Consider the following 25015-nt stretch of genomic DNA (forward strand, 5'->3'; position numbering starts at 1 on the left):
ACCCCCACCGGAACCGTCACCTTCAGCGGCCCCGGCGGCTTCACCCAGACCGTGGCACTCAACGCAAGCGGCACAGCCTGCGTCACCACCACCGCCAGCACCAACGGCACGGTCACCGCCGTCTACAACGGAGGCCCCTGCCGCAGCGCCTCCGCCACCACCGCAAACCTCACCGTGAACACAGCCCCCACAACGCTCACAGCCGCCCCGGCACAGGTCCGCCTGCGCACCAACGGCACCTTCGTCATCCCGTCAATGAGCGCCACCCTCAAGGTCACCGCCACCGCCGCTCCACTCGCCGGACAACTGGTCACCTTCAGGGCCAACACCCTGCCCTTCCCCACCATCCTCGGAACCGCACTCACCAACGCCGCCGGGGTCGCAACACTGGCCCCGCCGAACCTGCCGGTCCCCAGCACAGTGATCACCGCGACGACCTACACCGCAACCTTCGCGGGAACAAGCTGCTACCGCTCGTCCACCGTGACAGCCCCACTGACAGCCGTCTTCTTCCCACTCCTTCCCTGACCGCACACCGGTCACCGCCCCGGGAACCACGGCCCGGGGCGGAACCGGCTGACCGAGGCGGCACCCCCGCCCCGGCCAGCCGGCGACCGTGAAGACACACGTGGTGCATGGAGATAAACCGGGGCGACGCCGACGAGAAACTCGGCGCCGCCCCGGCCCCATGCGCGGGTAGGTCCTCAGTGCAGGTCGGCCCCCGCCGGGGTGTCGTCGAGGAAGCCGCCCGACTGGTGCTGCCACAGCTTCGCGTAGGCACCCTCCGCCGCGAGCAGCTCCTGGTGCGAGCCCTGCTCGACGATCCGTCCCCGGTCCAGGACAACGAGCCGGTCCATGCCGGCCACCGTGCTGAGCCGGTGCGCGACCACGAGCGCGGTCCGCCCGTCCATGAGCCGCCACAGTGCGTCCTGTACGAGGATCTCGCTCTCGGAGTCCAGGGCGCTGGTCGCCTCGTCGAGCAGCAGGATCGGCGCGTCGCGCAGGATCGCCCGGGCGAGGGCGACCCGCTGGCGCTGCCCGCCGGACAGCTTCACCCCGCGCTCACCCACCATGGTGTCGAAGCCGTCCGGAAGCGCATCGGCGAACTCGGTGACGTGCGCCGCCTCGGCCGCGCGCCGGATCTCGGCGTCGGTGGCCTCCGGCCGAGCGAACGCGATGTTGTCCCGCAGTGTGCGGTGGAACATCGCCGGGTCCTGCGGCACGTAGGCGATCAGGCTGCGCAGGTCGGCCTGGCTCAGCCGGCTGATGTCCTGGCCCCCGACCAGGATCCGGCCGGCGTCGATGTCCGTCATCCGCAGCAGCAGCCGGGTGAGCGTGGTCTTGCCCCCGCCGGACCGGCCGACGAGACCGATCTTCGTGCCGCTGGGCACGGCCAGGTCGAGGCCTTCGAAGAGCGGCTTCGCACCCGCGTGGGCGAAGGTCACCCGCTCGAAGTGCACGTCGGCGGCCGTCCGCGAGGACAGCGGTTCCGGGGATGCCGGGTCGAGCACGGTCGGCGGTTCCAGCAGCAGTTCGGTGAACTGCGCGGCCTCCGTCATGGAGCTCTCCAGGCGCCGGTAGATCTGGTTGAATTCAAACATGATCCGCGTCGCGCTCGCGTAGTAGGTGAAGGCGACGATGACCGCCTCCACGCCGTGCCCTCCCGCGCCGAGCGAGAGGGCGAGCAGCAGGCCCAGCACATTGGTCAGCACGGACATCGGCGCGACCAGCGTGTCGATGCGCAGATTGCCGTAGTCCCAGGAACGCAGCGTGAGCCGCCGGGACTCCGCGACGCGGGACCGGTGTTCGGCGGCCTCGCGTCCCTCGGCGGCGAACGCGCGGACCGTGTCCATGTTCATCAGACTGTCGGCGACGTGTCCCGAGACCCGGGCGATCGCCTCCTCCCGCCGGGCGACGAGCGCCTGGCGGCGACGGATCAGGGGTGCGACGCACAGCCCCGTGAACGCGATCATTGTCAGGAGGCCGGCCACGAGGAGCGGGTCGTACTGCCACAGCACCACGGAGGCGAACACCAGGGGCACGAAGCTGCCCATGACCGAGAAGGTCAGCGTGTCGACGAACTCCTCGAAGCGGGAGGCGAAGCTCAGGACCCGCTTGGTCAGCGATCCGGCGAAGTTGTCGTGGAAGAACGCGGCGTCCTTGGCGTACAGCTCTTCCATGCCGATCACGTACAGGTTCTCGATGCCGCGGGCATCAAGGCGGTTCAGGCAGTGCAGTCCGATGCGCCACAGCGCTTCCGCGGCCAGCAGCGTGCCGGCGAAGACCAGGACATAAGGGAGCGTCGATCCGATGTCGGTGCCGGTGCCGGTGTCTCCCGCCATGCGGCCGACGAGCTTCGCGACGATCAGCGGCGCGATGTAGTGGATGCCGATGTTGCCCAGCGCCGGGAGCAGCATCGCGGGGAGTGTCAGCCATCGGAGCCGGGCCAGCTCCCGTCCGTAGTGGCGGAGTGCGAGGAGCACCGGGCCCTTGCCCGGCGAACTTTCGTGCGATTCGGGCGATCCCATCCCAACCCTGCTTTGTCGGACCAGAAGGACAAGGTTCGCAGTGTCCCGCGGCGCCGCCCGCACCGTCCAAGTGTTTTTCGCTAGCCCAGTGTTGCGGGGGTCGGGCCGTCGGGGCGGACCGTGAGGCCGTACGCCGCCTTGGCCGGGGTGGAGCGGAAGCGCGGGGTGTGGGCGGGCAGCAGGTGCTCGAGGAGGACGGTCGACTCCCGGAGGGCGAACTGGAGGCCCAGGCAGGCCCGGGGTCCGATGCCGAACGGGAGGTAGCTCCCCGGGTGGGTGGGGCGCCGGCCGGGAGCGGTGAAGCGCCCCGCATCGAACCGCGCGGGATCTTCCCAGAGCCCGGGGTCCCGGTGGGTGAGGTAGGGGCAGACCAGCACCTCGGTGCCGGCCTCGATCTCGTATCCGGCGAGGAGGTCGCCCTCGGCCGCGCAGCGCGGCAGGATCCAGGCGGGCGGGTAGAAGCGCAGCGTTTCGTGGACGAGGGCCTGAACGGCCTGCCGCCGCTGGGGGGAACCTTCGGTGCCGGCGGCGAGGGCCTGCTCGCGCGCCTCCGGGTTCCGGTCCAGCAACAGGTACAACCAGGTCAGGGTGGTGGCGGTGGTCTCGTGACCGGCGACCAGCAGGGTGACGAGCTCGTCGCGGATCAGCCGGTCGGTGTACTCGGGGCGCGTTCCGGACGCCTCGATCAGCACGTGCAGCAGGCCCGGGCCGTCGGGGCCGGCCTCGCCGTCGCGGGCGGCGGCGATGGCGCGGCCGGCCACGGCGTCGATCCTGGCCAGTTCGGCGGCGACGGCCCCTTGGGCGGCGGTGCCGTCGGCGGGCAGGGTGGGCAGCGCGGCCACCACGGCGGGCACGGCGGCCAGTTCGCGCTCGGTGCCGACGTCGAGGGGATGTCCGGTCAGGGACCGCCAGATGGTGTCCAGGGCGAAGCGGCGCATCTCCTCGCCGACGTCGAGCACCTGCCCGGTGCGGGCGTACCCGGCCCAGCGCTCGGCGGTGGTCCGGGCGGCCTCGGTGATCCGCTGCTCGTAGCGGCGCATTCCCCGTCCGGTGAACTGGGACTGCAGCAGCCGCCGTTGCCGCTGCCAGGCGTCGCCCGTCGCGGCGAGGACGCCGTCGCCGATCAGCAGCCGGGCGCGGTGCGAGCGCTTCACGTACCGGTCGGGGTGGAGCGCGAGCACATGCTGTACGGCCTGGGGATCGGTGACCAGGACGGTCGGGCGCGGACCGAGCCGAACGGCAGCGACTCCGCCGAGCCGTTCGCGCGCCCGGGCGAAGAGGTCGACGAGCTCCCCTCCCCCGGCCTGCCACTCCCCGACGAGACCGGGTTCCAGCTCGGGGACGGCGCGAAAGGCATGGGTGGCCACGGGGCTGCTCCTGTTCGCTGCGGCACGGCACGTCATCACGCACTGTAGGGGAGCAGCCGCAACGGGCAACACCCCGCAGTGATCGCCGCGTTTGCGATCACCCGGGGGCGGGCGTAGAGAGGAAGTGGGGAGGTTTCTGCCCGGCCCATGCATATTGGGGGATGGTCCCCATGCCTCACTCGGGGTGGGTTCTGCTCGGAGTGTTGGTCATACTCGGTGTCCTCGGCGCGGCGGGTGCGATCTTCGCCTGGCGGATGGCCATCAAGGAACCGGAGCGCGAACCCAGGATCGAAGTGCTGGCCGGCATCGGGGGCGGGCTGATCACCGGCATTGCCGTGGGCGTGTCTGCCCTGTTCCTGGAACAGTCCCTCGGAGAGCGCCAGAAGTACTCGGCCTGGCGCGCCAATGTCGAAATCGCGGAGTCCATACCGGGATTCACTCCCGGCAGCCGCGATATCCAGGGCATCAACTTCAGCGGCAAGGTGCTGCACAACGCGGATTTCAGGGGAGCCGATCTAAGGAAAGCTCAGCTCCGGGACACCGATCTGACGGGGGCTGACCTCAGAGGGGCCAGGATGCAGGGAGCGAATCTGGTGGGGGCCAACTTCTACCAAGCGGATCTGAGAGGCGCTCACCTTGAGGGGACATGGCTGCACGCTGCGAACTTCACCGAAGCGACGATCAACGATGACGCCACCTACTTCACCGGTGCGATCGTCGACATCGATACCTGCTGGCCGACGAAAGTCGATGTACCGAAACTCGCACGGCACATCTTCAACCACTATGAGCACGTCCGCGCCCACTGGGGCGGGCTGGCCCCCGATTGCCCCCTCTGGAAGAACGGCGAGCGCATGGATTGATCAAGCTTCCTTGATCAATACGCTGAGTCCCCTGTTGCGGATCAGTACTCGTTCCACTTCGTCAGTGATGCGGAACTTTCCCTTGGCCGGCGTCGGCGTGATGGGTTGAATCACGGTGCCACCGGGCGCCTTTTCCACCAGGTTCAGATGGAGTTCTTCAGGAACCGGATCGAACGGCGGGGATGCGAGCTCCAACTTCAGTTCATAGCCCGGGGTCGGGCATGAGCACGTGCCTTCCACTGCGACCCATCGTTCCCCGTTGGTCCGAGATGCGGTAGCGGTGAAGTCTTGAGCGCCGGCTTCGCAAGCGTAGCCGTCTGCGGCCTCGGACATTATTACTCCCACCTTGTGCGCGCTGCTCGACAGCTCTACTCGTACGGATTCGAGTGTCGAAGCGCCCGGCGGCCCCCGCAATCGGGGGACCGCATTCGGGTGGATGAGCTGCGCGTGCTCACACCAGCTCGGGCTGCCGTTCGCGTCGCGGTGCCGGCAGGTGCGCCGACGGGGTTTCCCGGTCCCACCGCCTGGTGGTCCGGACGTAGCCATAGATCACCGAGGCCATCGACAGCATGACCAGCGGTCCGAAGATCCACGGGTGTTCGGCCATTTCCACCGACAGATAGCGGTACGCCACCAGGAGCGCAGCGAAAACCGCGGTGCCGTAGGCGACCAGCTGGATTCCCGACCGGTCCCAGCCGCGGTCGAGCGCGCGCAGCGCCGCCTCGATCGTGACCGTGAAGACCACGCCGGCGACGATGTCAGCGCCGTAGTGGTAGCCGAAGCCCAGGGTTGCGCCCAGCGTCGCGATCAGCCAGAACGCGCCCAGGATGCGGAGGGCCCACGGACCCTTGCGGGTGTGGATGAAGATCGCGGTGGCCCACGCCGTGTGCAGACTGGGCATGCAGTTGCGCGGGGGTCCGTCGTCGAAGGGCATCGGGACCGGGGTGCTGAGCGGCGGCGGCGTGTTCGGCCACAGGTCGGCCACCGCCCACTGCCCCCCGTCGGCGCCGTAGGCGAAGATCGGTCCGACCACAGGGAAGATCATGTAGATCCCCGGCCCGAGCAGGCCGATGACCAGGAACGTGCGCACCAGGTGATGGCCCGGGAAGCGGCGTTCGGCCGCCACGTTGCGCAGCTGGTACAACGCGACGACGACCGCCATCACCGCGAGCTGGATGTAGACGAATTCGAGGACGCGGAAGCCGACCGTGCCGGTGGCCTCGACGATCCGGCCCGCCACCCACGACGGGTCACCCAACGCGTGATCGGCGGTTGCCACGTACTGATCGAGCACCGTGGGGCGGGTCTGCGTCGTGATCAGCAGCCAGGTGTAGCCGGTCTTGCGGCCGGCCACCAGCAGCAGGGCCAGTCCGACGCCTTTCAGCAGCAGGGCCCGCTCCCGGCCGGTGCGGCGCGTGACGGCGATCACGGCGCAGGCCAGAGTCACCCAGAGCGCGCCGTTGCCGTACATCATCTGGGCGCCGACCGCCCACCGCACGAGCCAGAAGACGAGGTCGATGCCGATCGCGGCACCGAGCGCGATGAAGCGCTGCCGCCAGGTGAGCACCACCATCATCAGCGCCATGCTGGCGTAGAGCACCGTCCCCGACTGCGGGGCGAAGATCACTTCTCGCGTCTGGACGGTGATCGGCCCCGGCACGCCGTACCCGCGTGCGGCGATCTCCAGCGCAATGAGGAATCCGAGGGCCACCACACTCACTGCGACCCACAGCATGACGCGTGGTTGACGCCATGCAGCGATGCCGTTGCTGCCGTCTATTCGCGAAAACACTCGCTTAGTCTTGGATATCAATATTCAGCCGATGTTCATACGTCAACGTGGTCGTCGTGAGCTCGAACATGCTAGCTGAGGGGGTGTGGTTCACCGATCGTTGGGCCACCAGAAGTACCCAGAAACGATCAAGGGGCCGTTTCAGATTGCTCTGAAACGGCCCCTTGACCTGCGACTTCGAAAAGTCGGGACGACAGGATTTGAACCTGCGACCCCTTGACCCCCAGTCAAGTGCGCTACCAAGCTGCGCCACGTCCCGATGCTCCTGTCACCCGGGTGTTTCCCCGGGCGGCGGTGCATGAAGAACATTACCCCACGCCGAGGGGTGCCCACGCACCGGTGATCGGGGAGGGAGGATGGGGGTGTGAGCGGACGGGATCGGGATGTGGAGGGGCGGGCGCGGAATGCGCGGCCCCGGGACGGGCTGGGGCGCCCGCTGCCCTATGGCGAGGCAGGGGTCGAGCGGCAGCCCGAGGGGGTGGTGCGGGTTCCGGCGGAGACCGTGCGGGAGGCGCAGCGGCTGCTGGATGCCGGGATGCCGTTCCATGCGCACGAGGTGTTCGAGGATGCCTGGAAGTCCGGCCCGGAGGCCGAGGCCCCGCTGTGGCGGGGGCTGGCACAGCTGGCCGTCGGGCTGACCCATGCCGCGCGCGGCAATGCGGTGGGCGGGGCTCGCCTGTTGCGGCGCGGGGCCGGCGGGATCGCCGGCCTGGGTACCCCGTACGGAATCGACACGGCCGGGCTGGTCCGCTGGGCCGGGGCACTGGCCGGGCGGGTGGAGGACGGCGACCGGATCGACGCGGCCGGTGAGGCCCCGCGCCTGACCGCCGTCCAGGACCCGTCCGGCCGATCGTGACCGGGGCTTCCGCCGGCCGGCGGAAGCCCCGGCCTCGGTCCCGGTCCGGTCAGTCGGTGGCCGCGGCGGCCTGCTTGATCAGGTCGGCGACGGCGGCGGGCTGCGAGACGTAGACGGAGTGGCTGCCGGACACCTCGACGGTCTGTGCTCCGATCCGCTCGGACATCGCCCGCTGGGCCGGCGGCGGGATCATGCGGTCGTCGGTGGCGATCAGGTACCAGGCCGGCTTGGTGCGCCAGGCCGGCTGGGACACCGCGCCGCCCAGGGCGTCCACGCCCCAGGGGACCTGGGAGTCGGCCATGAACTCGGCCTGGGCGCGGGGCAGGTCACCGGCGAAGGAGTCGGCGAACTTGTCGCGGTCCAGGAACAGGAAGCCCTGGTTCGGCGGCAGGATCGGCGGGACCGGGGCTCCCGGCGGCGGGTCGGCGATCAGGGTGCTCACCGACTCGCCCTTGTCGGGGGCGAAGGCGGCGATGTAGACGAGCGAGGTCACCTTCTGGTGGTTGCCCGCCTCGGTGATCACGACCCCGCCGTAGGAGTGGCCGACCAGGGTCACCGGTCCCGGCATCCCCTCGATCACCTGCCGGGTGGCGGCCACGTCACCGTCCAGCGAGAGCGTGGGGTTCTGCACGACGGCCACGTGGTAGCCGTCGGCCTTGAGGGCGTCGTACACCCCCTGCCAGCCGGATCCGTCCACGAAGCCTCCGTGTACGAGTACGACATGTCCGCGTGGTGCGGTCTCGTTCGTCATCAATCCTCCGGGGTCCTGGGGGTGCCTGAACGCAGCCCTGCCGCGGACCCTACGAATGCGGTCGGTTTTGCCGCCTCCGTCATCTGACGTAGTTCCGCTTCAGCGCGTCCCGCAGTGCGGCCCGGGAGGTCACGCCGAGTTTGGGAAAGAGCTGGTAGAGGTGGGTGGAGACGGTGCGCGGGGAGAGGAAGAGCTTCTCGGCTATCTGCTTGTTGGTCAGGCCGGCGGCGGCCAGGTGTGCGATCTCCCGCTGCTGCGGTGTCAGCGCAACCCTGTCATGCGGAGGAGCTGTGCCTGCGGTGCTGCCGCAGGCGCGCAGTTCCTGATTCGCCCGGTCGGCCCAGGGGGCTGCGCCGAGCCGCTGGAAGGTCTTCGCCGCGGCGCTCAGCTGTCGGCGGGCCTGTGCGGGGGCCTTGCCGCGCCGGAGCCGCTCGCCGTGGTAGAGACGGATGCGGGCCAGGTCGAAGGGCCACCGCTCGGCCCCGGCCACGGCGAGGGCGTCCCGGAAGCCCGGATGCCGGTCGTCGTCGGCCGCGAGCGCGGCGGAGGCGTGCAGCAGCATCTCCAGGCGCGGGGACAGCGCGTCCAGACCGGCGCTCCGGGCTGCGGCGACATGGTCCCGGGCTTGGCTGCGGCGGCCTGTGCGCACGGCCGCTTCCACCAGGTCCATGACAGTCCACAGCGCCTGCGGGGCGTACTTCGGCAGGGTCCCGGGCGGTGTGAAGAGGGTCGCGTGCTGATACGCCTCCTCGAAGTCTCCCTGCCCGAGGGCGGACAGGGTCCTGGCGTGGGCGGCGTAGGCCCGCACGGCGTCGGCGCGCCGGGGCCCGGCCCACTGGTCCATCAGGTCGGTCAGACTGCCGGCCGTCGCCTGGTCGCCGCATGCCGCGGCCGTGCAGGCCAGCAGGTACTGCCCCACCCAGCCGAGCATCCGGTAGTCGTGCTGCTCGCACAGGTCCAGTCCTTCGCGGGCGATCTGCCGCAGGTCCGGCCACTGCCCGGTCAGCCACATGTGGTTGCCCAGCAGGAACAGGGCGTCGATGGCGAGCGTGACGTTCTCGCCCCGGCGTCCGGCGGCCACCACGCGGTGCAGCCCTTCCGCGCATCCGTCCAGCCGGTCCACATACGCTCCGGCGATGGCCACCCGGATGATGCGCAGCGGGTCGGACTCGTTCGCCAGCCCTGCGATGGCCGTGTCCAGCACCGCCAGTTCGGCCGGGCCCGTGCGGGCCGGGTCGGCGAAGGTGCTGCGGGCCGTCGCCAGCAGGACCGGAGCAGCCGGGTACCCGGCCAGTGCGGCGTCGAACGGGGACCACAGCTCGGACCGGCCGCCGAAGAAGCACACCAGCAGCAGGGTGTACAGCGCCTCGGCCCAAGTGGCATCGGCGGGTTCCGGCGGCTCGGGCCGCAGGGCGATGGCACGGCACAGCAGGCCGTGTGCGGTGTCGATGTCTCCGGAGCCGTTGAGCAGGTACGCCGCCCCGGCCACCGCCACGGCGAGCGATCCCTCCCCGGGCGCCGTGCGGCGCGCATCGTCCAGCAGGTGCGGCACGTCCCGCAGTTCGCCGGTGACGTTCGCACCGGTGTACGCCGCCTGGGCGAGCCGTCGCGCCCGTTCGGGGCCGGCCGGGGTCAGCTCGGCGGCGCGCAGCAGGGCCGCCACCGCGGCCGGCCCGTCGCCGCGGCGGCCGATCACGCCGGCCGCCCGCTCCACCAGGGCGGCAACCTGTTCGTCGGGGGCCTCCACGGCTTGGGCCAGATGCCAGGCCTGGCGCTCCGGAACCTCCTTCCATGCCCGGGCGAGCGCACGATGGGCGCTCCGACGCTGATCGCTGGTCGACAGCTCCACCACCGCCGACCGCGTCAGCGGATGCCGGAACCGCACGCCGGACGGTTCGTCTACGCGGATCAGCCGGGCCCGCTCGGCGGCGCCCAGGTGCTTGAGACTCAACCGCCCGGCGGTGGCGCGCCGCAGGGCCCGGAGGTCGCCGGCGCCTTCCAGCGCGGCAAGCAGCAGCAGGTACCGCGTGGCCGCGGGCAGGCCGGTGACGCGGGAGGCGAACCCCGATTGCAGCCTGCGGCTGAGCGGGAGGCGCTCGGGCAGGGCCCCGGAGGCCGCCCCCTGCGGGCCGCCGAGCGCGACCGGAAGCTCCAGGAGGGCCAGCGGGTTTCCCTGTGCTTCGGCCAGCAGGCGCCGCCGTACCCGCAGCGCGAGTGCCGGGAAGTGGTGGACCAGCAGGTCGTCGGAGGCGGCATCGCTGAGGGGACCCACCTCGTGGACGGGAAGTCCGCTGTGGTCGAAGAAGCCTTCCGCTCCGTCCCGGGCCGCGCACAGCATCCCTGCGCCGCCCCCTGCCAGTCGGCGCGCGACCTCGCCCAGGACCGCGGCGCCGGCCGGGTCCAGCCATTGCACGTCGTCCACGAGCAGCAGCGTCGGCCGGTGGCCCGCATGCCGCCCGACCACCGACAGCACGGCGCCCACGGCCGCCTCGTGCCCGGGCGCCGGGCCGTCTTGCTGCCCCACCGTCCCGAATAACGGCCCGAGTAGCGGCCCGAGACCGGCGTATCTCAGCCTCGCCCGGTATTCCACACCGGCGGTCGCCACCACGTGCATGCCGCGGTTCTCGGCCCTGGATGCGGCGGCGGCCAGCAGTGCGGTCTTGCCGACGCCCGGCTCGCCGAGCAGCAGCAGCGGACCGCCGTTCCGCCGCGCGATGTCCTCCAGGAACACGTCGATCCGGTCCAGCTCGGCCTCCCGCCCGACCAGCGGCCCCCCACCGTCGAACACGGCTAGGCGCTGGTGTCCGGGGCGGCGGGCTGGAGGAGGTCCCAGCGGTTGCCGTAGAGGTCCTCGAAGACGGCGACCGAGCCGTACGGTTCGTGGCGCGGCTCCTCCAGGAAGCGGACCCCCTCGGCCGTCATCCGGGTGTGGTCGCCGGCGAAGTCCTCCGTGTACAGGAAGAAGCCGACCCGGCCGCCCGTCTGGTCACCGACCCGGGAGCGCTGGGCCTCGTCCTTGGCGCGGGCCAGCAGCAGGCCGGTCCCGGTGGTGCCGGGCGGGCGGACCACCACCCAGCGGGAGCCGTCCGGGCGCGGGGTGTCCTCGGCCAGGTCGAAGCCGAGGGCACGGGTGTAGAAGTCGATGGCCTCGTCGTAGTCGGCGACGACGAGGGCGGTCAGGGCGATGTGCGAGGGCATGCGCTTATTGTGCGGCGTGCCCGGTGGTGAGCAGGACGACCTCCAGGGTGCGGGGGCCGTGGACGCCCTCCACCCGGTCGAGTTCGATGTCGCTGGTGGCGGACGGGCCGGAGATCCAGGTCAGCGGGCGGGCCGGATCGAGCAGCGGCAGGGCCTGCGGAACGGAGTCCACCACCCGCCCGGGGACGTGGATGACGCAGATGTGGTGGTCGGGGATCAGGGTGATGCGGCGCCGCCCCTGGTCCGGGCCGCCGTCCAGGACGATGGTGCCGGTTTCGGCGATGGCGAGGGCGCACCCGGTGACCACGCTGTCGACCCGGTCGAGTGCGGCGGGGGTGGCCGGGGTGGCGTCGGCGCGGTCGTGGATCCGGGTGGCTTCCGTGGCGGCGAGCCAGGCCCCGGGCAGTGCGGGCGGCACCAGGACCGAGGCGGCCCCGCGCCGGGCGAGCAGGTGCGCGAGGAGCTGCGGGAGTCCCTCCTCGTCCGTGCGGTGGACGATGGCCCGGTACTCGGCGAGGTTCGCCGCCAGCAGGTCCACCCGCTGCTCCGGGGTGCGGGTGCCGTGGACCGTGAGGTAGTCGCGCGGGATGTCGGCGTACGCGTCCGGCCCCGCCCCGGGCGGCACCGACCCGGCCGGCACGGCCCGCCGGATCCGGGCCAGGATGCGGTCCTTGCTGCTCATCGGGTGCCTCCCCGTTCGCGGGTCCACCAGTCGCGGAAGGATTCCGCCGGGATCGGGGGCAGGTCGCGGGTGTCGGTCCAGGCCCGGCCCGCCGCACCGGGCAGCCGGTGCGGGCGGAAGCGGCGGGTCCGGGCCAGTACGCGTTCGGCGCGGCGCAGCACGCCCGGGTGGTCGAGCAGCAGGCGGGCGCCGCGCATCGCCGCGCGTTCGGCGGCGTGGCCGGTGGCCGGGCGGATCCGCACCCGGATGCCCTCGCGGGTGACCGGGCCGCCCTGGACCACCCGTTCCCGCAGGTGCACCAGGACCTCGGGGATGTCGATGGCGACCGGGCAGACCTCGTAACAGGCCCCGCACAGGGTGGAGGCGTAGGGCAGGGTGGCGTCGATCTCGCTTGCCGTGCCGCGCAGTTGGGGGCTGAGGATGGCGCCGATCGGCCCCGGGTAGACGGAGCCGTAGGCGTGCCCGCCGGCCCGTTCGTAGACCGGGCAGACATTGAGGCAGGCGGAGCAGCGGATGCAGCGCAGGGCCTGCCGGCCCACCTCGTCGGCGAGGGTGTCGGTGCGGCCGTTGTCGAGCAGCACCAGGTGGAAGGCGGACGGGCCGTCGCCGTCCGCCCCCTTCGACGGACCCAGCCCGGTCCACATGGTGGTGTACGGGTTCATGCGTTCGGCGGTGGAGGACCGCGGCAGGGTCTGGAGGAAGATCTCCAGGTCCCGGAAGGTGGGGACCACCTTCTCGATGCCGACCACCGAGATCAGGGTCTCCGGGAGGGTCAGGCACATCCGGCCGTTGCCCTCCGATTCGAGGACGACCATGGTGCCGGTCTCCGCCACCATGAAGTTGGCGCCGGACACGGCGACCCTGGCGCGCAGGAACTTCTCCCGCAGGTGCAGTCGGGCGGCCTCGGCGAGCGCGGCCGGGGTGTCGTCGAGGTCCTCGGGCGCGGGCCGCCCCCAGTCCCCCATCCGGGTGCGGAAGATGTCGCGGATCTCGCCGCGGTTGCGGTGGATGGCGGGGACCAGGATGTGCGAGGGCCGGTCGTGGCCGAGCTGGACGATGAGTTCGGCGAGGTCCGTCTCGTACGCGGCGATGCCCGCCGCCTCCAGTGCCTCGTTGAGGCCGATCTCCTGGGTGGCCATGGACTTGACCTTGACCACCTCCCGCTCGCCGGTCGCCAGGACCAGGCCGGTGACGATGCGGTTGGCCTCGGCGGCGTCGGCCGCCCAGTGGACGGTGCCGCCGGCGGCGGTCACGGCCTCCTCCAGCCGGAGCAGGTAGTGGTCGAGGTGGCGGAGCGTGTGGTCCTTGACGGCCCGGCCGGCCTCCCGGAGCCGGTCCCAGTCGGCGAGTTCGGCAACCGCGCGGGCCCGCTTGTCGCGGATGGTGTGGGTGGCGTGGCGCAGGTTGGCCCGGAGGGTGTCGTCGCGTACGGCTTCCCGCGCGGCGGCGGGAAAGGCCGGCATGCCGAGGAACGCCCCGGATCCGGTACTGGTTCCGGTGCCGGTTCGGCTTCGGGTGCCGGTCACCGCAGCGGCTCCGCTTCGGTGGCGGCCAGGATCTCGGCGAGGTGCAGGGTGCGCAGCGGGGCGCCCTGCCGCCGCAGGGTGCCGTCCAGGTGGGCGAGGCAGGAGTTGTCCGCCCCGCACAGGACGGCGGCCCCGGTGGCGGTGGCGTGGCGGAGCTTGTCGGCGGCCATGGCGGCGGAGACATCGGGGTTCTTGACGGCGAAGGTGCCGCCGAATCCGCAGCACTCCTCGGCGCCGGGCAGTTCGACCAGGTCCAGGCCCTTGACGGCGGCCAGCAGCCGGCGCGGGCGGTCGCCGAGGCCCAGCCCGCGCAGCCCGTGGCAGGAGGGGTGGTAGGTGACCGTGTGCGGGAAATACGCGCCGACGTCGGTCACCCCGAGGACGTCGACCAGGAACTCGGTCAGCTCGTACACGCGCGGTACGAGGTCCTCGGCGAGCCGGGTCAGGTCGGTGCCGCGGCCCTCCGCAGCCGCCTTCGCGCCGATCCGCGGGTAGTGCTCTCGGATCATCGCCGCGCAGGATCCGGAGGGGGTGACCACGTACGCGTACCCGGCGAAGGCCTCGGCGGTGCGGCGGACCAGCGGCTCGGCCTCGTGCCGGTAGCCGGTGTTGTACTGGGGCTGGCCGCAGCAGCTCTGGCCCGCCGGGAAGTCCACCTCGACGCCCAGCCGCTCCAGCAGCCGGACCACGGCGATGCCGGTGGCGGGGTACAGCGCGTCATTGACGCAGGTGACGAACAGGGCGACACGCATGACCGGCAGAATAGCCGGGTGAAGAAGTTCTCAGTGATCGGTATCGGCGCGGGCGACCCGGACCATCTCACCCTGCAGGCGGTCAAGGCCATCGGCGCGGCGGACGCGTTCCTCATCCTGGAGAAGGGGGAGGAGAAGTCGGATCTGACGGGGCTGCGGCGGGCCATGCTCGAGGAGCACGCCCGGCCGGGCCACCGGCTCGTCGAGGGCCGGGACCCGGACCGGGACCGGACCCCGGCGGAGTACGCACCCACGGTGGACGGCTGGCGCAGCGCGCGCGCCGAGATCTTCGAGCGGTTCCTCGCCGAGGATCTCGCCGAGGGCGAGACCGGGGCGTTCCTGGTGTGGGGCGACCCGTCCCTGTACGACTCCACCCTCGCGATCCTGGAGGAGGTGCGGGAGCGGGGCGCGGTGCAGTTCGAGTACTCCGTGGTGCCCGGTATCAGCAGTGTGTCCGCGCTGCTGGCCCGGCACCGGACGAACCTCAACCGGGTGGGCCGCCCGGTGCAGATCACCACGGGGCGGCGGCTGGCCGAGGGCTGGCCGGAGGGCGTGGACGACGTGGTGGTGATGCTGGACGCCCGGCATGCCTTCACCCGCCACCTCGACCAGGACCTGTACATCTACTGGGGTGCGTACGTCGGCACGCCGGACGAGATCCTGGTGCAGGGGAAGCTGGCGGAGGTCTCCGAGCGCATCGAGCAGCTCCGCACCGAGGCCCGCGCCCGCAAGGGCTGGATCATGGACACCTACCTGCTGCGCCGCTCCTGACCCCGGCCGGCCGGGCCGGGGTAGGAGCGGGGCCGCGTGCGGGTCAGGCGCCCCGGCCGCCGTCGTGCCGGGCCAGGAATTCCGGCAGGTCGGCGGCGAGTCGCTCGTATTCCTCGGCGCGGTTGTAGATCTGGCCGCAGACGCGGATGCCGCCGCCGCCCGGCCAGGGCCAGATCAGCACCCGGGTGCGGTGGCGGGCGGCGATGTCCTCGCGGAGTGCCACCGCCGCCTCGCGGGTTTCGGCGATGCCAGGCGGCAGCCGCAGGGCCCGCATGGCCAGCCCCTCGCTGTGCGGCAGCGGGCGGAGGCCCGGGATCCGGGCCAGCAGGGCGGAACCGTACGCCGCCAGGGCGCTGTTGTGGGCGCGGACCTTCGCCGGGTCGAGGCGGGCCAGCAGGTCGAGCCCCTCGGGGGCGGCGAGCCAGCCCGTGTAGTCGGCGGTGGCCCGGTATTCGACGGCCCGGGGGAAGCCGTGGTGGTCCTCCCAGGAGCGGACCGGCGCGGCGACCCGGGCGCGGTGCGCGGGGGCGACGGCGAGCACGGCGCTGCCGGGCGGCGCATAGCCCCACTTGTGCAGGTTCCCGAACCAGAAGTCGGCCTGTCCGGCGAGCGGTTCGGCGAGCATGCCGGGGGCGTGGGCGCCGTCGACGATCGTGGTGACGCCCCGGTCGGCGAGCTCGGCGAGGAGCTGCGGCGAGGCGATGATCCGGGCGGTGGGTGAGCTGATGTGGTCGAGCAGGGCCACCTTGGTACGGGGGGTGACGGCGGCGAGGATGCGCTCGCGAACGGCCGCCTCGTCGGGCAGCTCCGGGTCGAGGGCGACGGTGGTGAGGGGGGCCAGCCGGGCGGCGCCCGCGACGACGGTGCCGTAGCCGTGGTCGGTGACGAGGATCTCGTCCCCGTCGGCGAAGTCGACCGCGTTGAGGGCGAGCTGGGCGGCCTCGGTGGCGTTGGAGACGAAGGCGAGCCCGTCGGGGTCCGCGCCGAGGTGGTCGGCGATGCGGGCGCGGGCCGCGGCGACGAGTCCCGGGACGGCGAGGAAGAACGCGTCGGGGTCGGCGTGGAGCTGCTGTTGCAGGGCGGTCTGGGCGTCCTGGACGGGGAGGGGCACCGCCCCGAAGGAACCGTGGTTGAGGTGGGCGACCTCCGGGGTGAGGCGGAAGAGGGCGGCGCCTCCGGGGAACACGGCCGGCGGGGTGGGGGCGGCGGTCACAGTGCGGTGTCTCCTCGTGGTGCGGGTTGAGGCCTAGGGAGCTGGTGGCGGGTGGCGGGTGGCGGGGCGGGTGGTGGGTCCTACGATCCGCGCCCGCTGGTCGCCGCGTAGTACTGGAGGTCCTGCACCTCCACCGTTCGGTCCACCCGGTAGGGCAGCTCCACCTCAGTCGCGGCCTTCCCGCCGCGGACGACCTCGGCCGCGCTGGTCCCCGGACGCAGCGGCAGCAGCTTGGCGTGCAGGCCGGCCGGTGCCTCGTGCCCGGTGACGGCCGGTCCCACGGTGGTGCGTACGGTCGCCGGGGCGGTCAGGAAGCTGAGGACCTCCACGGTGTCCCGGGGTGCGGCGCTGCCCCGGCGCAGCGACATGACCAGCGACTGGTCGCCGGTCGGGTCGGCGCCGGCGAACTGGGTGCGGGAGGTGAGGTAGAGGGTGTCCCGGACGATCTTCGGCCAGCTGCCGGTCTTGAACCGGGTCAGGTAGTAGGAGCTGAGGTCCAGATAGGTGTGCCCGTTGTGCAGGGAGGGGGCGAACTGGCTGCCCTCGGAGTAGTCGTTCCAGGTGGTGAGCTGCACCCAGTCGGCGCCGTCCTCGATGGCCCGGGTCCAGGTGGCCCGCAGGGTCGCCGTGTTGCCGGCCTCGTCGTAGATGCCCTGGTTGGGGCGGGCGTCCTGGACGGACACCGGCTGCATCCAGATCTTGCCCATGGCGTGGGCGCGCTTGACGTCCCGGGTGGAGCTCTCCTGGCCGACGTAGCTGCGGCTGCCCCATTCGGAGAAGCCGTGGCTGATCGGGGCGAACGCGCCGCTGTGCGCGCCGAAGTCGAGGAACAGCGGGACGAAGGCGGTGCGGATGCCGTGCCGGGACTTCATCAGGTCCAGGACCTGGGTCCACCAGGCCACGCTCTTCGCCTCCGCCTTGAACGGGGAGATGACGAGCCGGCCGTCGGCGAGCCGGTGGGCGGCGGGGGCCTTGCCGATCCGGGCGAGGGTGTCGGCGAGGACCGCCGGGTCGTCCGTCTTCAGCGAGGTCATGTCCGGCATCAGCATGATCCGGAAGCCGGGGTCCACCGTACGGGCCGCCTCCATCAGGAGGTTGGACCGCTCCCAGTTCTTCCCGGAGAGGGAGAGCAGGTCGAGGGTGAACCCGTCGAGCCCGGCCGCGCGGGCGGTGCGGACCTCCTGCTGGAGGTTGGCGAGCTCCCAGTTGCCGCCCTTGGGCGGCACGGGCAGCGGCCGGTCCCGCAGCAGGCCGCCGTAGGCGCCGTGCTTGCCGCTCTCGCCCTTCGGTTCGAGGTAGTTGCGGGTGTAGTAGTCCCGGTCCGCGCTCGCGTTGTCCAGGGAGAGCGGGTAGGGGGTGAAGTAGTGCGCGAAGACCAGCTTCCGGCCGGACCGCAGGCCGGCGGTGGAGGGCATGTCGAAGGGCAGGGCGCCGGCCGGCCGCGCCGTGCCCGCGTCCCCGCCTCGGTTTCCGCCCTGTCCTGCCGTGCCTCCGCTGCCGCCGTTCCCGCCGGGTTTGCCCTTTGCCGGATCGCCGCCGCTCGCTCCGGGAGCGGGGGCGGTGCCGGGTTTCGGGCTGCCGGACGCGGTGCCGTCCGCGGGGGCCACCGGTTCCGGGTCGCGGGGGCCGGCGGCAGAGCCGACCGGCCCCGCATCGGCCCGGAACGGGTCCCAGACGATGCCGGCCGCGACACAGGCGCCCACCAGGAGGCAGGCCGTGACCAGGAAGGACAGCAACGGACGACGTCCGCGGAAGCCCGCGCGGCGCCGATGCGTTAACGGCCTCTGCCGCTGATGCGCTCTCATTCTCCGGCCCCTCCCTGGAATATGCCCGCGTACGGGGCTGGACAGAAGTGAAGCGGATTCCCGTCCTGCGGACAACTGTTCGCCGGGTTGGCGGCCTTGGCACGTACGTCACACGCACCACGGGAACTACGCCGGACCGTTTGCCACGGCTAATTCGACCCCGCCGGGGAGTCCGCCGGGGAGTCCGCCCGGGCATCGGCCGGTGCATCCGCCGGTGCTTCCGCCGGTGCCTCCGGTACGGCGGGCCCGGTGGCCGGCACGTACACGCTGAGCACCGCGCCGCCGAGGAGGATCGCGCCGCCGATCAGCTGGAGGGGGGTCACGCTCTCCCCGAGCAGGGCCCAGGCCGCCAGCACCCCGACCACCGGTTCCAGCATGCTGAGGATGGAGGCCCCGGTGGCGCCGAGCTTCTTGGCGCCGACGAAGAACAGCGCAATCGGCATGGCGGTCGAGAGGACCGCGATGGCGGCGATGGCCGCCCAGCCGGACGGCTCGAAGCCGAGATCGAACCGCCCCGTGGGCACGGCGACGGCCGCCAGCGACACCGCGGACCAGAGGACCACGTAGAGGGTGAGCTGCTGCGGCCCGATCCGGCCGGAGAGCCGGGTTCCGAGGACGACGTAGAGCGCGTAGACCAGGGCGCAGCCCAGCGCGCAGAGCACCCCGATCGTGTCGGCCTCGCCGGGGCTGCCGACGGTCAGCGCCAGGCCCGCGAGCGCCACGCCCAGCGGGAGTATCAGACGGGGCTTGGCCGCGTCGTGCCGCAGGAGGACGGCGAGCACGAGGACGAACACCGGGTAGATGTAGTGGAGCAGCACGGCCAGGCCCGGGGTGATCCGCTCCACGGCCAGCAGGTACAGCACCGACTGCAGGGCGAAGAGGAGGCCGAGGAGGAAGAGCCCGCCGAGATCGCGCGGGGCGGGCCGGCCGCGTTCGCCCCGGGGCATGAGCAGCGGCAGCAGGGCGGCGGTGAGCGCGAACCGGAGGATCAGCAGGGTCATCACGTTCAGGCCGGTGTCGGCACCCCACACGGCGAGAACGGGCAGCAGACCGAATCCGACCGCCGAGGCTCCCACGGCTGCGACGCCTCTGACCGTCGCAGTGGCGTTGGCGGCGGCCTTGGTTGTGGCGTTGGCGGTGGACACTCGAACCTCCCTGATCGGCAGGTGAGTTGCCTGCAAAGTTACTGCTACTGTCCTATCGGCCCGGACCGTTTGCTGTCCACTTCTGCCCAGCCGGGGTCGGTCGGCTCCTCACCCGAAGCCTTCCCCGAAGCCTTCCCCGAAGCCCTGGAGACTCGGTGCGCATCATCACGGTCGTCACGTTCTCGCTGCCGGTCGACTTCTCGCTCAGCAGTCTGATCGAGGACCGCGTGGCGGTCGTGGAGCCGCTGCGGGCCTGCTTCCCGGGGCTGCGGCTCCAGCAGCCCGCCGACGGGTACACCGGCGAGGGCGAGCCGGCCGACGAGGACATCGTGCTGGACTACCCGGAGCCGAACCACGCGGCGCGCATCGAGAACGCGCTGCTCGACGGCACGGTCCGGATCCAGGACCCGGAGCTCGGGGTGGAGTTCACGGCGCGCGTCTACGTGAGCAGCCTGTCGATCGGCTTCGTCGTGTTCGACCTGCCCCCCTGTGCGGACGACATCGACCTGCACATCGACAAGCCGGGCCGCGGCGGGCAGCTCCGGGACCTGGAGGCGCCGTACCGGAAGGCGCTGGGCCGTCAGATCCGCAGCTGGTGCGCCGACATGAAGCAGGCGCTGGGGCCGCTCGACTCGGTCGGCGAGCGGACGGCGGAGGACGGAATGCTGCCGGCGGGCCGGATGCTGTGGTGGCACCGGATCCTGGTCGAACCGGGCGACAACGTGCCGGTGAGCGTGCGGGTGGGGGTGACCTGCACCCTCGGGGAGACCTCCTGCACCGTGGGCTACCTCTTCTCCCGGATCACCGGCGCGGACGAGGAATCCCTCCAGGAGTACGTGAACGGGCTGATCCTGGCTTCGCAGAACTGGCTGATCATCGACGATGCCACCCGGCTCACCTCCACCCAGCTGATGCGCATCGAAACGGACGGCCCGCACAACCAGGCCGAGATCGACCGGCAGTACGACGAAATCCTCGATCTCACGGACAAGGCGACCTTCCGCAGCGTGATCTTCAGCGAGAGCATCCGCTATGTCTCCAACTCGCAGCTGACCGTGAAGAACACGGTCGACGAGGCGTGGGGCATCTCGGAGGAGGGCCGCACCCTCACCGACCGGATGGCCGCCCTGCGCGAGATCTTCAATCTGCGGCGCGAGCGGGTGGCCAACCGGCGCGACGAGTTCCGCAACAAGGTGATCGTGGCGCTGACCTCGCTCGCGATCGTGCAGTGTGTCTTCGTCTGGTACGACTTCTACACCGAGGACAAGGTCAAGACGGCCCCCCAGCCGCGGCCCTTGATCGCGTACGCGGTTCTGATCGTCTTCGTCCTCGGCCTGTTGGTGGTTCCGCTGGCCGCCTCGCTGTGGCGGCGGCTGGCCGCCCGGATGCGGCGGCACGGCGGGCGCCGGTCGCCGCAGTCGCCGCCGCGACCGCCCGTCCAGGGCATTCCCGCCCCGCGCTCCGACTCGGACCCGGCCCCCCCGCACCACCGAATTCCGGCGAGCCGGTTGAATATTCGACGGAATGCGGCGTTCCCCTGGTCTTCCTGTGGAACTGGCGGATAATCGTCGTTACCGCGGCCAAAATGACCGTCTTGCCGCGCCTTGGACACGCATGCATGGGGGGCATCGTGCCGATGACGTCGTTACCGGTCAGCACCGACCGCCTTTCGGGGCTGCTCACCGCCGTCCGCCGGGGCCGGGTGGTGACCGTCACCGGCCGGTTCCGGGAACCGCGCAGCCGGCTCGTCCGGGAGATCGCCCAGCGGCTCGCCTCGAACTTCTGCGACGGCGTGGCGGTGGTCACCGTGGACCACGGCTTCGGAGTGCGCCGGCTCACCGCCGCACTGGGCAGCCTGCCCGGCATGCCGTTCCTGCCGTGCGGCACCGCGAACCCGGCCTCGTACCTCGCCGAACGGGACATGCTGCTGGTGCTGGACGGCTGTGACCGGCTCACCCCGGAGGCCGTGCACTGGCTGGGCGAGCTGCTCGCCGCCGCCCCGGGGCTGCGCATCCTGGCAGCGGGCCGGTTCGCGCTGGACCTGGAACAGGAACAGGTCCACCGCCTCTGACGGCCCGACACGGCCCGACACGGCCGGTTCGCCGCGCCCGACCGAGCCCGAACTCCCCTTCGTCAGCACGGATTTGATGGCCCGCTCGTTGGGGTGGATCTCGGGTGGTCTACGCGCGTCCGGTACCGGGAGGGCACCCGACTGCCCCGAGGGTGAGTTCATGATCACTGAGCCCACTCCTCACACGGCCGGCGGACCCACCCGGCGCACCCTGCTCGCCGGAGCCGGCGCCGGAGCCCTGGCCGTGGCCGGCGGGGTCGCCGCCGCGGCTCCGGCCGCCTCCCCCACCGCCGCGGTCTCGGCCGCCCCCTCCGCCGACTGGGCGACCTGCCTGTCGGTGGCCCGCGCCGTCCTTGTCCGGGACGAGAACGACGAGTCGCTGGTGCCCCGTTACTCCGACATCCTGCTCGGTTCCGGACTCCCCCGGACCCGCCGGCCGGGCAAGAAGGTGCTGATCGTCGGCGCCGGGCCGGCCGGACTGACCGCCGCCCACCTGCTGCGCTCGGCGGGCCACCGGGTGACCGTGATCGAGGCCAACGCGAACCGGGTCGGCGGCCGGATCAAGACCTTCCGGGCAGGCGGCCACGAGCAGTCCCCGCCCCCGTTCGCCGACCCCAAGCAGTACGCCGAGGCCGGCGCGATGCGCATCCCCGACAGCCACCCGCTGGTCACCGGCCTCATCGACAGCCTCGGCCTCAAACGCCGCACGTTCCACCTGGTCGACGTGGACGCCTCCGGCCGCCCGGCGTACCGCACCTGGATCCTGGTCAACGGCATCCGGGTGCGCCGCGCCGACTACGCCCGCGACCCGCGTGTCGTGAACCGCTCCTTCGGGGTCCCGGCCGCGTACGAGACGGTGCCCGCGGCCCAGATCGTCCGGACCGCCCTCGCGCCCGTCCGCAAGGAGGTCGACGGCAAGCAGGGCCGCGACCTGGTCGAGGGCTGGGCGCGGGTGATCCAGCGCTACGGCCACATGTCGATGTACCGCTACCTCACCGACGAGGCCCGGCTCGACGAGCAGACGGTCGACCTGATCGGGACGGTGGAGAACCTCACCTCCCGGCTGCACCTCACCTTCCTGCACTCCTTCATCTCCGCCGCCCTGATCAGCCCCGACACCGCGTTCTTCGAACTCCCCGACGGCACCGGCACCTTGGCCGACGCGATGTACGAGCGTGTGAAGGACCTGGTCCGGCTGGACCGGCGGGCCACCCGGATCGCCCAGGACCCGGAGCGGAAGACCGTCACCATCGAGACGGTCTCGGAGGGCCACGGCGGCCGGCGGGTGGTCCGGGAGACCTTCACCGGCGACATCGCGATCGTCACCGTCCCGTTCTCCGGTCTGCGGCACATTCCCGTCACGCCCCCGTTCTCGTACGGGAAGCGGCGCGCGGTGACCGAGCTCCACTACGACGCGGCGACCAAGGTGCTGCTCGAGTTCAGCCGCCGCTGGTGGGAGTTCGACGAGGCCGACTGGAAGCGGGAGCTGGAGGCCGTACGCCCCGGCCTGTACGCGGCCTACCAGCTCGGCCGTACCCCGGCCGACGGGTCCCTGCTGGGCGCCCACCGGTCCGTACCCCGCGGCCATGTCACCGAGGCCCAGCGCTCGCACTACGCGGCCAGCCGGATCGTCGCCCGGGACCAGCCCGAGGCGGCGAAGGTGATCGGCGGCGGTTCCACCACCGACAACCCCAACCGGTTCATGTTCCAGCCCTCCCACCCGGTGGAGGGCAGCGCGGGCGGGGTGGTGCTGGCCGCGTACAGCTGGGCCGACGACGCCCTGAAGTGGGACTCCTTCGACGATGCGGAGCGCTATCCGCGGGCGCTGGCCGGGGTGCAGGAGGTGTACGGGCAGCGGATCGAGGTCTTCTACACCGGGGTCGGCCGCACCCAGTCGTGGATGCGGGACCCGTACGCCTTCGGCGAGGCCTCGGTCCTGCTGCCGGGCCAGCACACCGAACTGTTCCCGCACGTGACCCGGCCGGAGGGGCGGCTGCACTTCGCGGGCTGTCACACCTCGGTCAAGCCGGCCTGGATCGAGGGCGCGCTGGAATCGGCGGTCCGCACGGCCCTGGAGGTCCACCTGGAGGACTGAGCTCTGATGGCATCAGGTCCGGTCGGACCGGTTCTGCCGGTTCTGCTGGTTGGGCTGCTTGGGCCGGTTCGGCCGGTTCGGCCGGTCGGCGGGGCGGCCGGCCCGGAGCTGCTGCCAGGCGGGGTCGGGGCAGCGGCCCTGCGGCCGGTTCGCGAGGAACCGGCCGTACTTGACCTTGCGGGGCTGCTGCCCGATCTCCACCCAGTGCGCGGTGTCGTTCTTGGTGTGCCAGCCGTCGTTGGGCAGCCGGATGAAGTCCCGCCGGCTGTCCTTGTTCTTGCTGGTGATCTGGAGCACCTCGGCGTGCAGGAGGCGCGGCTTGAGGATCACGCAGTAGTGGCGGAGTTCCTGGGCGGGGTCCTCGCGCAGCGGGACCATGGCCACCCAGATCTGGCCGGCGAGGGGCGGGTGGCCGAAGCGGTTGCCGATCCGTCGCGCCATGCCGGGGCTGATGCTGCCGGCGCCGCGCTTCTGGTCCCAGGCCCGGACCCCGCGCAGGAAGAGCAGCGCGGCGAGGCCGGCCGCGCCGCTGATGGCCATGGCCCGGAGGGTCCACTGCTCCGGGCCCACCTCGACGCGGTTGTCCGCCCAGCGGGCGGCGACCTGTACGAGGGCGTACAGGCCGAGCGCACGGGCCGCCACCAGCCACCAGATCAGCGGGCGCTGCTTGCTTGCGACCGCGGACACGGCGAGGGTGGCGGCCACCGCGATGGCGTAGACCACGGCGTACTCACCGGGTCCCGAGAGGTCCTGGGGCGGTGTCTGGGCGGCGAGGAGCTGCTCCATCAGCATCGGTACGGTGAGCAGGTAGCCGGCCGTCAGCCAGCCGAGGACGAGGGCGATGCCCGCGCCGACCACTCCGGTACAGGACGTGTTCCGGTTCCGGTTCTGGTTCCGACCACGCGCCACGGATGTCCCGCCCTCCCCCGATGCCCCGATTGCCCTGGGCGCACGCTAACGCACGCGCCGCCCCGGTGGCGGGGATTCACAGCTCCCGGGTGGCTGCCTTCCATTCCTCGTGGAGCAGGCCGAGGACCACCTCGTCGGCGAAGGCTCCATACACCCAGGCGGAGCGGCGCAGGGTGCCTTCCAGGGTGAATCCGGCCGCGGTGGCGGCGGCGATCATCGCCGCGTTGTCGGCGAGGGTGTCGACCTGCAGGCGCTGGAGGCCGCGGACGGTGAATCCGTAGTGGCAGAGCAGCTGCACCACCTCGCGCCCGAGGCCGCGACCGCGGCAGCCGGGGCGCAGCGAAATGCCCAGATGGGCAAGGCGGTTGTGGGTGTCGATGCCCCAGAGCAGGGCCTCCCCGGCAAGTTCGCCGGTGGCCCGCTCCACGATGGAGAACACGGCTGCGTCCTCGGCGGGGCCGCCGGGCTCGTAGGGCGAGTGCCCGCTGCCGGCGGCCAGTGGCCGCCAAGGCCGGGAGTCGGCCCGCGAGCGGGTCGCCACGTCCTCGTACAGCTCGGCGTGGAGCACCGCCACGTCTTCGGGGAGCCGGGCCCGCAGCCCGATCGTCTGTCCTTGGATCACCGGCCATTCCTAGCCGGAGCGCTGCCGCCGCACAACGCAATTACGGGTCCGCCCCGGCCGGCGGATGCC

At 71.9% G+C, this 25015-nt stretch carries 21 protein-coding genes, 1 tRNA gene and 1 pseudogene; 7 read left to right on the plus strand and 16 right to left on the minus strand.

Annotation, left to right across the window (positions count from 1 at the left end; genetic code table 11):
* Positions 1 to 528, plus strand: a pseudogene (locus tag ABT123_RS17555) (hypothetical protein); the annotation flags it as partial.
* A 176-nt stretch (positions 529 to 704) separates the two neighbouring features.
* Here ABT123_RS17555 and ABT123_RS17560 read toward each other — a convergent pair.
* Both ABT123_RS17560 and ABT123_RS17565 read right to left on the minus strand, forming a co-directional pair.
* Positions 705 to 2528, minus strand: coding sequence for an ABC transporter ATP-binding protein (locus ABT123_RS17560; protein ID WP_351314844.1), 1824 nt, complete (start codon positions 2526 to 2528; stop codon positions 705 to 707).
* An 80-nt stretch (positions 2529 to 2608) separates the two neighbouring features.
* Positions 2609 to 3895 carry a cytochrome P450 gene (locus tag ABT123_RS17565; protein ID WP_351314847.1) on the minus strand — a complete coding sequence of 429 codons (1287 nt, stop codon included), beginning with the start codon at positions 3893 to 3895 and terminating at the stop codon, positions 2609 to 2611.
* A 200-nt stretch (positions 3896 to 4095) separates the two neighbouring features.
* On the opposite strand from ABT123_RS17565, the gene ABT123_RS17570 reads away from it, so the two are divergent.
* Complete coding sequence (locus tag ABT123_RS17570) at positions 4096 to 4758, plus strand: pentapeptide repeat-containing protein (protein WP_351314849.1); 663 nt, start codon at positions 4096 to 4098, stop codon at positions 4756 to 4758.
* On the opposite strand, the gene ABT123_RS17575 is transcribed toward ABT123_RS17570, so the two are convergent.
* The 3 genes from ABT123_RS17575 to ABT123_RS17585 form a co-directional block, all read right to left on the minus strand.
* Positions 4759 to 5091 carry a hypothetical protein gene (locus tag ABT123_RS17575; RefSeq protein ID WP_351314852.1) on the minus strand — a complete coding sequence of 111 codons (333 nt, stop codon included), beginning with the start codon at positions 5089 to 5091 and terminating at the stop codon, positions 4759 to 4761.
* A 118-nt stretch (positions 5092 to 5209) separates the two neighbouring features.
* Complete coding sequence (locus tag ABT123_RS17580) at positions 5210 to 6493, minus strand: phosphatase PAP2 family protein (protein WP_351314855.1); 1284 nt, start codon at positions 6491 to 6493, stop codon at positions 5210 to 5212.
* A gap of 242 nt (positions 6494 to 6735) precedes the next feature.
* Positions 6736 to 6809 (minus strand) — tRNA-Pro (locus tag ABT123_RS17585).
* 105 nt (positions 6810 to 6914) lie between these two features.
* Between ABT123_RS17585 and ABT123_RS17590 the strand changes: the two genes are divergently transcribed.
* Positions 6915 to 7406 (plus strand): DUF309 domain-containing protein, encoded by a 492-nt coding sequence (locus ABT123_RS17590; RefSeq protein ID WP_351314858.1) that lies wholly within the window; start codon positions 6915 to 6917, stop codon positions 7404 to 7406.
* A gap of 49 nt (positions 7407 to 7455) precedes the next feature.
* On the opposite strand, the gene ABT123_RS17595 is transcribed toward ABT123_RS17590, so the two are convergent.
* The 6 genes from ABT123_RS17595 to ABT123_RS17620 form a co-directional block, all read right to left on the minus strand.
* Complete coding sequence (locus ABT123_RS17595; protein ID WP_351314861.1) at positions 7456 to 8157, minus strand: alpha/beta fold hydrolase; 702 nt, start codon at positions 8155 to 8157, stop codon at positions 7456 to 7458.
* Between the two features lie 79 nt (positions 8158 to 8236).
* Positions 8237 to 10945: a helix-turn-helix transcriptional regulator gene (locus ABT123_RS17600; protein WP_351314864.1), complete on the minus strand. Its 2709-nt coding sequence runs from the start codon at positions 10943 to 10945 to the stop codon at positions 8237 to 8239.
* A gap of 2 nt (positions 10946 to 10947) precedes the next feature.
* Positions 10948 to 11355 carry a VOC family protein gene (locus tag ABT123_RS17605; RefSeq protein ID WP_351314867.1) on the minus strand — a complete coding sequence of 136 codons (408 nt, stop codon included), beginning with the start codon at positions 11353 to 11355 and terminating at the stop codon, positions 10948 to 10950.
* Positions 11356 to 11359: 4 nt separating this feature from the next.
* Positions 11360 to 12037, minus strand: a complete 678-nt coding sequence (locus tag ABT123_RS17610; protein ID WP_351314870.1) for a LutC/YkgG family protein — start codon at positions 12035 to 12037, stop codon at positions 11360 to 11362.
* On the minus strand, positions 12034 to 13500 hold the full coding sequence (locus ABT123_RS17615; RefSeq protein WP_351315297.1) for a lactate utilization protein B: 1467 nt from the start codon (positions 13498 to 13500) through the stop codon (positions 12034 to 12036). Before ABT123_RS17615 ends, ABT123_RS17610 begins: the two co-directional genes overlap by 4 nt.
* Positions 13501 to 13559: 59 nt before the next feature.
* The gene (locus ABT123_RS17620) at positions 13560 to 14315 is read right to left on the minus strand and encodes a (Fe-S)-binding protein (protein WP_351314873.1); all 756 of its coding nucleotides are present in this window, start codon (positions 14313 to 14315) and stop codon (positions 13560 to 13562) included.
* A gap of 18 nt (positions 14316 to 14333) precedes the next feature.
* Between ABT123_RS17620 and cobF the strand changes: the two genes are divergently transcribed.
* Positions 14334 to 15086 (plus strand): precorrin-6A synthase (deacetylating), encoded by a 753-nt coding sequence (cobF, locus tag ABT123_RS17625; protein WP_351314876.1) that lies wholly within the window; start codon positions 14334 to 14336, stop codon positions 15084 to 15086.
* Between the two features lie 43 nt (positions 15087 to 15129).
* Here cobF and ABT123_RS17630 read toward each other — a convergent pair whose 3' ends face one another.
* The 3 genes from ABT123_RS17630 to ABT123_RS17640 form a co-directional block, all read right to left on the minus strand.
* The gene (locus tag ABT123_RS17630; RefSeq protein WP_351314879.1) at positions 15130 to 16299 is read right to left on the minus strand and encodes an aminotransferase class V-fold PLP-dependent enzyme; all 1170 of its coding nucleotides are present in this window, start codon (positions 16297 to 16299) and stop codon (positions 15130 to 15132) included.
* An 80-nt stretch (positions 16300 to 16379) separates the two neighbouring features.
* Positions 16380 to 18035: a glycoside hydrolase family 71 protein gene (locus ABT123_RS17635; protein WP_351314882.1), complete on the minus strand. Its 1656-nt coding sequence runs from the start codon at positions 18033 to 18035 to the stop codon at positions 16380 to 16382.
* Positions 18036 to 18253: 218 nt separating this feature from the next.
* A complete protein-coding gene (locus ABT123_RS17640; RefSeq protein WP_351314885.1) occupies positions 18254 to 19249 on the minus strand; it encodes an EamA family transporter in 996 nt (331 codons plus the stop codon).
* 155 nt (positions 19250 to 19404) lie between these two features.
* Here ABT123_RS17640 and ABT123_RS17645 point away from each other — a divergent pair, with 155 nt between their 5' ends.
* From ABT123_RS17645 to lgoX, 3 genes are all read left to right on the plus strand, one after another.
* Positions 19405 to 20814, plus strand: coding sequence for a hypothetical protein (locus ABT123_RS17645; protein ID WP_351314888.1), 1410 nt, complete (start codon positions 19405 to 19407; stop codon positions 20812 to 20814).
* Between the two features lie 71 nt (positions 20815 to 20885).
* Entirely contained in the window at positions 20886 to 21320 is a 435-nt protein-coding gene (locus ABT123_RS17650; protein ID WP_351314891.1) for a hypothetical protein, read from the plus strand.
* Positions 21321 to 21480: 160 nt separating this feature from the next.
* Entirely contained in the window at positions 21481 to 23415 is a 1935-nt protein-coding gene (gene lgoX, locus ABT123_RS17655; protein WP_351314894.1) for an L-glutamate oxidase LgoX, read from the plus strand.
* A gap of 12 nt (positions 23416 to 23427) precedes the next feature.
* Here the strand turns inward: lgoX and ABT123_RS17660 are convergent, their stop codons facing one another.
* Together ABT123_RS17660 and ABT123_RS17665 are read right to left on the minus strand one after the other, a co-directional pair.
* Positions 23428 to 24324: a hypothetical protein gene (locus ABT123_RS17660; RefSeq protein WP_351314897.1), complete on the minus strand. Its 897-nt coding sequence runs from the start codon at positions 24322 to 24324 to the stop codon at positions 23428 to 23430.
* A 76-nt stretch (positions 24325 to 24400) separates the two neighbouring features.
* Positions 24401 to 24946: a GNAT family N-acetyltransferase gene (locus tag ABT123_RS17665; protein ID WP_351314900.1), complete on the minus strand. Its 546-nt coding sequence runs from the start codon at positions 24944 to 24946 to the stop codon at positions 24401 to 24403.
* Positions 24947 to 25015: the final 69 nt, after the last annotated feature.

The sequence above is a fragment of the Streptomyces sp. NPDC002054 genome (genome assembly GCF_040296685.1).
Taxonomy (GTDB): domain Bacteria; phylum Actinomycetota; class Actinomycetes; order Streptomycetales; family Streptomycetaceae; genus Streptomyces.

Coding starts and splice junctions, on each gene's coding strand:
- ABT123_RS17560 (WP_351314844.1), bottom strand. CDS start 2,528: ATGGGATCGCCCGAATCGCACGAAAGTTCGCCGGGCAAGGGCCCGGTG.
- ABT123_RS17575 (WP_351314852.1), bottom strand. CDS start 5,091: ATGTCCGAGGCCGCAGACGGCTACGCTTGCGAAGCCGGCGCTCAAGAC.
- ABT123_RS17580 (WP_351314855.1), bottom strand. CDS start 6,493: ATGCTGTGGGTCGCAGTGAGTGTGGTGGCCCTCGGATTCCTCATTGCG.
- ABT123_RS17595 (WP_351314861.1), bottom strand. CDS start 8,157: ATGACGAACGAGACCGCACCACGCGGACATGTCGTACTCGTACACGGA.
- ABT123_RS17605 (WP_351314867.1), bottom strand. CDS start 11,355: ATGCCCTCGCACATCGCCCTGACCGCCCTCGTCGTCGCCGACTACGAC.
- ABT123_RS17610 (WP_351314870.1), bottom strand. CDS start 12,037: ATGAGCAGCAAGGACCGCATCCTGGCCCGGATCCGGCGGGCCGTGCCG.
- ABT123_RS17615 (WP_351315297.1), bottom strand. CDS start 13,500: ATGCCGGCCTTTCCCGCCGCCGCGCGGGAAGCCGTACGCGACGACACC.
- ABT123_RS17620 (WP_351314873.1), bottom strand. CDS start 14,315: ATGCGTGTCGCCCTGTTCGTCACCTGCGTCAATGACGCGCTGTACCCC.
- ABT123_RS17650 (WP_351314891.1), top strand. CDS start 20,886: ATGACGTCGTTACCGGTCAGCACCGACCGCCTTTCGGGGCTGCTCACC.
- lgoX (WP_351314894.1), top strand. CDS start 21,481: ATGATCACTGAGCCCACTCCTCACACGGCCGGCGGACCCACCCGGCGC.